Raw genomic sequence first — 9,675 nt, 5'->3', positions numbered from 1 at the left:
TCGCCCCACCACCAGGCACCTCGCCAAGGCTCGGTGTTCCCTCACTCCGGCATTGCTCCGCGGGCCCGCCGCGAAGGGCCATCCATGGCCCGGCGCGGCTACCTCGGCATCCATGCCGAGGTGCCCACTGCGCAATGCCTGCGTTCGGCCTTCGTGGTTAACGGGGCGCTCAAGATCAAAAGCAGAAGCAAAGCAAAGCAAAGCAAAGCAAAGCAAAAGCGAGGCGGGCTTTGGGTTGATCTGTTTCTTATGGCTGTACCTGATCCAATTGTGGGAGCGAGCCTGCTCGCGAAGAGGCCGTCTCATTCGACATTGATGCAAGCTGACCCACCGCCATCGCGAGCAAGCTCGCTCCCACAGGGGGTTGGTGGTGGGTACAGGATTTGTGGGCAGTTGAGCAGTCATGTGGGAGCGACTGCTGCTAAGTAAATGCACCTGCACCTGCACCTGCACCTGCACCTGCTTTTGCTCTGCTCTATTTTTGATCTTGATCTTGATCTTGATCTTGATCTTGATCTTGAAGCCCCATCAACCACGCTGGCCGAACGCAGGCATTGCGCAGTGGGCATCCCGGCATGGATGCCGGGATAGCCGCGCTGGGCCATGGATGGCCCTTCGCGGCGGGCCCACGGAGCAATGCCGGAGTGAGGGAACACCTCGCCTTGGCGAGGTGCCGAGTGGTGGGGCACAGCGTTTTTGGTTACTTTTGGGGCGTTTGCCAAAAGTAACCCGCTGTAAGAGCGGAACCGCCAGTCGCCGTTGCCGCAGAAATGGATATACACACGTATGCACGTCCACAGACCGGAAGTCCCATGGAATCCACCCAAACCCTAACCCCACATCACCCCGTCCCAGCCCTCCCCCCCAAAGGCCTGATCGCCCTGATCGCCCCCGCCGGCCCCGCCCCCTTGGACACGGAAAAAGCCATCCAATGGACGCGCACAAGGGGGCACGAACTGCGAATATTCCCGGGCGTCTACGAAAAGCAAAACTACCTGGCCGGCAGTGACGAGGTACGGCTCAATGACCTGCATGCGGCCTTCGCCGATCCTGAGGTCAACGCCATCATCTGCCTGCGTGGCGGCTACGGCACGCCACGTCTGCTGGATCGCATCGACTTCGAGCTCTTGCGGCACAACCCCAAGCCGTTCGTCGGCTACAGCGACATCACTGCCTTGCACCTGGCCATCAGCCGTTACGCGGGGTTCGTCACCTTCCACGGGCCGCTGCTCAATGCCGATCTGTTGGGCGACAAGGAGCCTGTGACCGTCACTTCGTTTTTCAGCCTGCTGCGTGGGCAGTTGAAAGCGGGCAGTGTGCTGAGCCATCCCGAGGCTTATCCATTGACCACCGTCGAGCCCGGCATCGCCCATGGGCGTTTGCTGGGGGGCAACTTGTCGATTATTGCCGCGACCATGGGCACGCCGTATCAGATCGATGCCGAGGGTGTGATTCTGTTCATCGAGGACGTCAACGAGCCGTTGTATCGCATCGACCGGTTGCTGACCCAGTTGCGCCTGGCTGGCACGTTGGCCAAGTTGCGCGGCGTGCTGGTGGGGGACATAGCGGGAGTGGAGGTCGAGGCGTTGAACCGCTTGCTCAAGCAGACCTTCGAGCCGCTGAAGATCCCGGTGCTCTCCGGTTGGCGCAGTGGGCATTGCGATCCGAACCTGACGTTGCCGATGGGGGCGTTGGTGAGGCTGGATGCGGGGGAGAAGAGCTTGATGTTGGAGCAGGATGTGGTGGTCACACGTTGATCGTGTGTTGCCTGCAAAGCAGTCATCGCGAGCAGGCTCGCTCCCACAGTTGAACGCGTTCTTTCAAGGAAACACGGTCACCCTGTGGGAGCGAGCCTGCTCGCGATAGCGTTTTCAGCCATAAGACAAGTTAGCGGCTACGCAACGCCTCCAGCAACTTATGCGTCGGATACCCATCCGCCGGCCAGCCGAACGACTGCTGGGCGCTGCGGATCGCCTTGCGGGTGTTGGCGCCGATGATACCGTCGGGGTTGCCCGCGTCGTAGTTGTGCTTGCTCAACAGCGTCTGCAGTTCGATGCGTTCGGTGCGGCTCAGGGGCAGGTCGTCCTTGGGCCATTGGCCATAGACCAGGCCACCGCCGCTGAAGCGCTCCGACAACAGCCCCACCGCCAACGCATAGGACGACGAGTTGTTGTACTTGAGGATGGCGCGGAAGTTGTCGAACACCAGGAACGCCGGGCCGCTATGGCCCGCAGGCAGCAGCAGGGATGCCGACAGCTTCCATTCGCCTGGCGCGATGGGACCGCCGGCGTAAGTGGAAACGCCCAGGTCCACCCACTCGGCAACGGTCTTGCGAATCGTGCCGTCGGCCAGGGCGTAGTCGAAGTCTTTTTCGAGTTCGACCTCAAACCCCCAAGGCTGCCCACGCTGCCAGCCTGAGCTTTGCAGGTAGTGGGCGGTGGAGGCCAGGGCGTCGGTGGAGCTGCCCCAGATGTCGCGGCGGCCATCACCATCGAAATCCACCGCGTGGGTGTTGTAGGTGGTGGGAATGAACTGGGTCTGGCCCATGGCGCCGGCCCAGGAACCGAGCATTTTCTCCGGCGCGATATCACCCTGTTGAAGGATTTGCAGCGCAGCGATCAGCTGCGCATGGGCGAAGGCCGGGCGGCGCCCTTCATAGGCCAGGGTCGCCAGGGAGTTGATCACCGACTTGCTGCCCTGGATCTGGCCGAAGTTGCTTTCCAGGCCCCACACCGCCACCAGCGCCTGGCGGTCGACGCCATAGCGCTGCTCGATGTTTTGCAGGACCTGGGCGTTCTGCTGAAGCAGGCTCTTGCCCTTGCTGACCCGCAGCGGCGCGAGGGCGCCATCGAGGTATTCCCACACCGGGCGAGTGAATTCCGGCTGGCTGCGATCGGCCTTGATGACGCTCATGTCCGGGCTGACCCCGGCAAATGCTCGGTCAAACAGCTCGGCGCGGATCCCGGCGGCCAGTGCCTCCTTGCGGAACCCGGCCTGCCATTCGGCAAAGGTCTGGGTCGGCGCGAGGTCCAGGTCGTCACCGGTCGGTACAACGGGCGGCACCATCGCAGGGGCGGCCACGGCAGGGACAGTCTGGAGCGGTTGGGCGTCGGCGGCGGTAGGTTTTTCAGCGCAGGCGACAAGCAGGGCAATGCTGGTGGCTGCAATCAGTTGGCGCACGGGCCAACGGCGGGGAAGACGGAAGGGCATGCACGGGTCCAGAAATTCAGATCAGGTGCTGACCTTAACATGCGAAAGGGGGATAGGGCTTGTCCGGGTGTTTCAAGCCGCCACAAAGCAAGAAGCCTCCCAGTTGTCAGACTGGAAGGCTTCGCGGCGGTAGCTGCCTTTGCCCTTGGCGGGTCGTTCCTGGCGGCTGCGGAACAGGGGCTGGGCGATGATGGATTTGGCCTTGTTGGGGCCATGCCTGGATGGCTTTTTGCTCATGGTGGGATCTCTCACAGGGTGGGTTTTGCGGGGCGCATCATGGGCCAGAGTTGGGGGGCTGTCCAGTCCCGGCAGGCCGGAGCAAATGTGTGCAAAGTTTGCGTCAGGCGCGCTTGTGTGGCGAGGCAGCTTGCTCCCGCTTGAGTGCGAAGCGCTCATCGCTTTTTTGGGACCGCTTCGCGATCCAGCGGGAGCAAGCTCCCTCGCCACAAAAGTATCTGGCAGAGCGGTGGGTCATTCCGCCGGCAGCGGCAGCCGCTGCCCGGCCATCAACAGCGTCAGGCGGCTGAGGCTCATCCATGGCGAGCCGGTCGCCTGGCCCTTGATCTGCGCATCGATGCGCTGGGCTTCGAGCAGCAATTGCGCCCAGCGTGACGCCGAGTAGCGTTGCAGGGCCTTGCTCATCAGCGGTTTGCGTTTGTCCCACACCGGTGGGCGGGCCTGGCTGAAGGCTTTGTCCAGCGGCACGCCCTGGCTGTATTGCAGCGACAGGTTGGCCAGCAAGCGCAATTCCCGGGCCATGGCCCAGAGGATCACCGGCGGCTCGACGCCTTCGCCGCGCAGGCCTTCGAGCATGCGCAGGGCGTGGGCGGCTTCCCCGTTGAGGATCGCGTCGGTCAGGCCGAAGACATCGAAGCGGGCACTGTCGGCCACCGCTGCCTGCACCGTTTCCACGGTGATCTGCCCGCCCTCGGCCATCAGCTTGAGCTTTTCGATTTCCTGGGCGGCAGCCAGCAGGTTGCCCTCGACCCGGGCGGCGATCAGTTCCACCGCGTCCTGGCTGGCCGAAAGGCCCGCCTGGGACAGACGCTGGCGGATCCAGCTCGGCAGTTGGCTGGCGTCCACCGGCCAGATCTGCACGAACTGGGTCTGCTGGCCTTCGACCAGGGCCTTGCCCCATTTGGTTTTCTGCGCACTGCCATCGAGTTTCGGCAGGCTGATAAGCAGCACCGTGTCCTCGGCCGGCCTTGAGCAATATTCGATCAACGCGGCGGCGCCTTTGTCACCGGGTTTGCCGGACGGCAGGCGCAGTTCCAACAGACGCTTTTCGGCGAACAGGGACATGCTTGCCCCGGCCAGCAGCAGGGTGCCCCAGTCGAAGTTGGCGTCGGCGGCGAATACCTGGCGTTCGTCGAAACCTTGCTGGCGCGCAGCAGCGCGGATGGCGTCGGCGGCCTCCTGGCACAGCAGCGGATCATCGCCGCTGATGACGTAGACCGGCGCAAGGGCACCTTGCAGGTGTTTACCGAGTTGGGCGGGAGCCAGCTTCATAAAGCGCGATTCATAAGAAAGGACGAGCGGGGCGCCGAGGCGCCCCGCAAGGCTTACTGAGGAGCCGGGATTTGCATCGGCGACTGTTGCGGGGTTTCCGCCTCAGCCTTGCGCGCCGCTTCCAGCGCGTCGGCCTCGGCCTTGGCGCGGGCGTCGGCGGTCTGCTGCAACTGTTCGAGCTGGGTCGGGGTCAGTTGTTGCAGGCGCAGCATCATGCGCTGGACCAGGTCGCGACGCATTTCACCGCGCACCTCGATGGATTCCTGGTCGGAACCGGTGATGTTGTTGCCGTCGTGCAGGTAGACCTTCTGCACCTGGAGCTTGTCATTGAGCAGCGTCAGGTTGTTCTGGCCGCGGATCTCGTAGCTCAGGTCGTTGGTCAGCTGGTACTCGGCCGAACGACCGGCACCGGCATAGCTCAGGCTGCGCTGGCTTTGCTGCTCGTTGGTCAGCACCAGTTTGTATGGCGCGCCGTTGTAGACCCGCACGCCGCTGTTTTCCAGCGTCTGACGAAGCATCTTCACGGTTTCGCCGTAGGCGTCCCGTGCGCTGAGGTCCAGCTCCTTGATCGCCAGCTCGGTGTTGCCGGTGCCGCGCAGTTGGAAGCCGCAGGCGCTCAACAGGACCGCCAGGCCCACTACCAGCAGATTACGTTTAATCATCTTGTTGCTCCCCTTGAAACCCTATCGGCCGACTGTGCGACCCCGCAGGTATATTCGGCGCCCGACCTGTGGCCGGGCGCCCGGTCCAATTAGCTTGCGACGATGTTGACCAGCTTGCCGGGCACCACGATCACTTTGCGGATCGTCAGGCCATCGACGAAGCGCAATACGTTTTCATTGGCGCGCGCGGCGGCTTCGATTTCTTCGCGGGTGGCAGCGGCGGGCATTTCGATCTGGCCGCGCAGCTTGCCGTTGACCTGGATCACCAGGGTCAGGCTGTCCTGCACCAGCGCGCTTTCGTCCACCACCGGCCAACCGGCGTCGATCACCGGGTCAGCGTGGCCCAGGCGATTCCACAGCTCGTGGCTGATGTGCGGCGTGATCGGCGCCAGCAGCAGCGTGACGGCTTCCAGGCCTTCGTGCAGCAAGGCGCGATCCTGTTCGGTGCCCTGGGCGGCTTTTTCCAGCACGTTCATCAGCGTCATCACCTGGGCGATGGCGGTGTTGAATTTGTGGTTCTGGCCGACGTCATGGCTGGCCTGCTTGATCGCCAGGTGGATCGAGCGGCGAACGGCTTTCTGCTCGTCATTCAAGGCGCTGACATCCAGCTTGCCCGGCAGGCCCTGGGTGACGTGGGTTTGGGCCAGGCGCCAGACGCGCTTGAGGAAGCGGTGCGAGCCTTCGACGCCGGAGTCGGACCATTCGGCGCTCATGTCCGGTGGCGAGGCGAACATCATGAACAGGCGGCAGGTGTCCGCGCCGAACTGGTCGATCATCGACTGTGGGTCGACGCCGTTGTTCTTCGACTTGGCCATCTTCTCGGTACCGCCGATTTCCACCGGCAGGCCGTCGGCGATCAGCTTGGCGCTGATGACCTTGGCCTTGCTGTCGCGTTCGAGTTCGACGTCGGCCGGGTTGTACCAGGTGTAGGCCCCGTTGGCCTCGCGGCGATAGTAAGTCTCGGCGACCACCATGCCCTGGGTCAGCAGGTTCTTGAACGGCTCGTTGGAGCTCACCAGGCCTTCGTCACGCATCAGCTTGTGGAAGAAGCGCGCGTACAGCAGGTGGAGAATGGCGTGTTCGATGCCGCCGATGTACTGGTCCACCGGCAGCCAGTGGTCGGCCGCGGATTTTTCCACCAGGCCGCCTTCGAAGTGCGGCGAGGCATAGCGGGCGTAGTACCACGAGGACTCGACGAAGGTGTCCATGGTGTCGGTTTCACGCTTGGCCGGCGCGCCGCATTTCGGGCAGCTGCACTCGTAGAACTCGGGCATGCGTGCCAGGGGTGAACCGGCACCGTCAGGCACCACGTCTTCCGGCAGGACTACCGGCAGTTGGTCTTCCGGGACCGGCACGTCGCCGCAGCTGGCGCAATGCACAATCGGGATCGGGCAGCCCCAGTAGCGCTGGCGGCTGATGCCCCAGTCGCGCAGGCGGAACTGGGTGCGCGAGGCACCGAGGTTTTTCTTGATCAATGCCACTTCGATGGCATCGAAGGCACCGGCGAAGTCCAGGCCGTCGAATTCACCGGAGTTGATCAGCTCGCCGTGTTCGCCGTAGGCGTCCTGCCAGGGCGCCGGGGTCTGGTCACCAGCGCTGGTGCGTACCACGGGCTTGACCGGCAGGCTGTACTTCTGGGCGAATTCGAAATCGCGCTCGTCGTGAGCCGGTACCGCCATCACGGCGCCGTCGCCGTAGTGCATCAGTACGTAGTTGGCCACCCACACCGGCAATTTCTCGCCGGTGAGCGGGTGCTCGACGAACAGCGAGGTCGCCAAGCCTTTCTTTTCCTGGGTGGCGACGTCGGCTTCGGCGACGCTGCCGCCCTTGCATTCAGCGATGAACGCTTGCAACTCGGGGTTGTTCCGGGCCGCCAGGGTCGCCAGCGGGTGCTCGGCGGCCACGGCCACGTAGGTGGCGCCCATCAGGGTGTCCGGACGGGTGGTGAAGACCTTCAGGGTGCCGGCTTCGCCAATCGAGGCGACGTCGTACGGGAACTGGACTTCCATGCCACGGGATTTGCCGATCCAGTTGCGCTGCATGGTCTTGACCTGCTCGGGCCAGCCGGTTAGCTCGTCGAGACTCTCCAGCAGTTCATCCGCGTAGGCGGTGATCTTGAAGTAGTACATCGGGATCTCGCGCTTTTCGATCAGCGCGCCGGAGCGCCAGCCGCGACCGTCGATCACCTGCTCATTGGCCAGTACGGTCTGGTCTACCGGGTCCCAGTTCACGGTGCCGTTCTTGCGGTAGATCACGCCTTTTTCGAACAGGCGGGTGAACAGCCATTGCTCCCAGCGGTAGTAATCGGGCTTGCAGGTGGTCACTTCGCGGGACCAGTCCACCGCCAGGCCCAGGCTGCGCAGCTGGGACTTCATGTAGGCGATGTTTTCGTAGGTCCACTTGGCGGGCGCCACGTTGTTTTTCATCGCGGCGTTTTCCGCCGGCATGCCGAAGGCGTCCCAGCCCATGGGTTGCAGGACGTTCTTGCCTTGCATGCGCTGGTAGCGGGAAATCACGTCGCCGATGGTGTAGTTGCGCACGTGCCCCATGTGTAGCTTGCCGCTGGGGTAAGGGAACATCGACAGGCAGTAGTAGGTTTCCTTGCCTGGCTGTTCGCTGACTTCAAAGGACTTTTGCTCGTCCCAGAACGACTGGGCGGCGGCTTCGATTTCACGGGGCTGATAGTGTTCGTGCATGGCTACTTTTGGACTGAATGGGGTGGCCCAATCCTCTTCATGGCCATGCTGGACGTGGACGACGCCGAATGCGGCGTTTTCGATGCCCAGCCAGGCTGGAAGTGGAGTTACAGGAAGCGCCGTAGCATACATGACCGCACTCGGCCGAGGGAAACCCTGATTGCGTCCGGGCAGGGGCGACAGCCGGTGCCGACAGGCGTTCAGGGCCGTTGGTCGCGGCGACCTGCCGGTTCGCCCAGCGAAGCTAAGCTTCTCAATGGGGAGTGAGTCTTATCTTCAATGAGGTGAGGGATGGTTGAATCACAGCTAAAAGTAACAACGACACCTGAGTTGTACGAAAAACTGATCGATCGTCTCGGGGTGGCCCTGGACGCTGCAAGAACCGCCGGTCGCTTGCGTAATGAACGTCCGGCAGAGCTGGAACTGCGAGGCTTGAGCCCCGCGGAGTTCGAACTGGTCAAGGCTTATCTTGAGCAGGCCGGACATCAGGCCCCCACCACAGGGGCCCAGGCAGAAAAGCGTCTCGATGCGCCCCGTTCGGCCAAAATTGTATGGCTCAAGGACCGGACGCCTGACAAGGATGCTGTAAAGGTCCGGTCGCTGCAGTTCAAGTAAGCCGGATTCCCGCATGTCACTTTTTTCGGTTCAAGGCTGTTTCGAATCTGTTGTCGCTTTGCGTCAACCCACTTAGGCTTCGGGCATCTCTGGAGATGCCCGATGCCGTTTCGCTATTTCATCAAACAACTTCTATTGCCGCCCGGCATTCTGTTGCTGCTGCTGGCGCTTGCCTGGTGGTGGCGCAACTCCAGGCCGCGCCTGGCACGTTGGTGTTTCTGTATCGGCCTGGGCGGTTTCTGGCTGATGAGCCTGCCAGTGGTGGTGCAGTGGGGCGCCAAAGCCCTGGAGCGCGAGCCGCCATTGCCACGCAGCGACTGGGCAACCCTGGCCCAGCGTGCCGATGCCATCGTGGTGCTGGGCTCCGGTCGCGAGCGCGGCGACCCGGCCTGGGGCGCCGACCAGCCGACCGGCGTCGGGCTTGAGCGCCAGCGCTATGCGGCGCGACTGGCCAAGGCCTCGGGGTTGCCGGTGCTGACCTCCGGTGGCCTGCATTACGACACGCCTCCCAGCGAGGCGCAGCTGATGGCCGATTCGATGCAGGATGATTTCGGCGTGAGCGTGCGCTGGCAGGAAGGACGCAGCCGCACCACCTGGGAAAACGCCCGGATGAGCGCCGAGATCCTGCTGCCGGCGGGTGCTCGCCGGGTCGTGCTGGTGACCCAGGCCTGGCACATGCCACGGGCTCTGTTGAGCTTCCAGCGTGCGGGGTTTGAAGTGGTGCCGGCGCCGGTGGGCTTCCTCGGGCCGGACAACGCCCGGCCACTGGGTGGCTGGATGCCGGAGTTCAAGTCGATCTGGCAGTCCGGGCAGTTGATGAATGAGGCGGTGGGGTTAGTGGGGTATTGGGTGTTCTATCGCTGAGGCACGGCACCGGGTAAGGCGAATGCCGTTGTGGCGAGGGAGCTTGCTCCCGCTGGGGCGCGCAGCGGCCCTGTTTTTTGGGGCTGCTCCGCAGCCCAGCGGGAGCAAGCTCCCTCGCC

Annotated in this window: 9 protein-coding genes; 4 read left to right on the top strand and 5 right to left on the bottom strand. The window is 63.3% G+C overall.

The genetic code is table 11. From position 1 onward, the window contains the following. Nucleotides 1–429: 429 nt before the first annotated feature. Together ACLEJQ_RS22900 and ACLEJQ_RS22895 are read left to right on the top strand one after the other, a co-directional pair. The gene (locus tag ACLEJQ_RS22900) at nucleotides 430–591 is read left to right on the top strand and encodes a hypothetical protein (RefSeq protein WP_440798731.1); all 162 of its coding nucleotides are present in this window, start codon (nucleotides 430–432) and stop codon (nucleotides 589–591) included. Between the two features lie 221 nt (nucleotides 592–812). Then, nucleotides 813–1,757, top strand: coding sequence for a S66 peptidase family protein (locus ACLEJQ_RS22895; RefSeq protein WP_440798721.1), 945 nt, complete (start codon nucleotides 813–815; stop codon nucleotides 1,755–1,757). Between the two features lie 130 nt (nucleotides 1,758–1,887). On the opposite strand, the gene ACLEJQ_RS22890 is transcribed toward ACLEJQ_RS22895, so the two are convergent. From ACLEJQ_RS22890 to leuS, 5 genes are all read right to left on the bottom strand, one after another. Next, the gene (locus ACLEJQ_RS22890; protein WP_440798719.1) at nucleotides 1,888–3,210 is read right to left on the bottom strand and encodes a lytic murein transglycosylase; all 1,323 of its coding nucleotides are present in this window, start codon (nucleotides 3,208–3,210) and stop codon (nucleotides 1,888–1,890) included. A 72-nt stretch (nucleotides 3,211–3,282) separates the two neighbouring features. Continuing rightward, entirely contained in the window at nucleotides 3,283–3,447 is a 165-nt protein-coding gene (gene arfA / locus ACLEJQ_RS22885) for an alternative ribosome rescue factor ArfA (protein WP_072345410.1), read from the bottom strand. 234 nt (nucleotides 3,448–3,681) lie between these two features. Then, a complete protein-coding gene (gene holA, locus ACLEJQ_RS22880; protein WP_440798716.1) occupies nucleotides 3,682–4,719 on the bottom strand; it encodes a DNA polymerase III subunit delta in 1,038 nt (345 codons plus the stop codon). Between the two features lie 53 nt (nucleotides 4,720–4,772). Then, entirely contained in the window at nucleotides 4,773–5,381 is a 609-nt protein-coding gene (locus ACLEJQ_RS22875; RefSeq protein WP_440798714.1) for an LPS-assembly lipoprotein LptE, read from the bottom strand. 89 nt (nucleotides 5,382–5,470) lie between these two features. Then, nucleotides 5,471–8,077, bottom strand: a complete 2,607-nt coding sequence (gene leuS, locus ACLEJQ_RS22870; RefSeq protein ID WP_440798712.1) for a leucine--tRNA ligase — start codon at nucleotides 8,075–8,077, stop codon at nucleotides 5,471–5,473. 291 nt (nucleotides 8,078–8,368) lie between these two features. Here leuS and ACLEJQ_RS22865 point away from each other — a divergent pair, with 291 nt between their 5' ends. Further along, complete coding sequence (locus ACLEJQ_RS22865; protein WP_440798710.1) at nucleotides 8,369–8,692, top strand: hypothetical protein; 324 nt, start codon at nucleotides 8,369–8,371, stop codon at nucleotides 8,690–8,692. 102 nt (nucleotides 8,693–8,794) lie between these two features. Next, on the top strand, nucleotides 8,795–9,556 hold the full coding sequence (locus tag ACLEJQ_RS22860) for a YdcF family protein (RefSeq protein WP_440798708.1): 762 nt from the start codon (nucleotides 8,795–8,797) through the stop codon (nucleotides 9,554–9,556). The last annotated feature ends 119 nt before the right edge of the window (nucleotides 9,557–9,675 follow it).

The sequence above is a fragment of the Pseudomonas sp. SMV71 genome, assembly GCF_052042015.1.
Lineage (GTDB): Bacteria > Pseudomonadota > Gammaproteobacteria > Pseudomonadales > Pseudomonadaceae > Aquipseudomonas.
The sequence above is the reverse complement of the archived record's forward strand: the minus strand, read 5'-3'. Positions and strand labels throughout refer to the sequence as shown.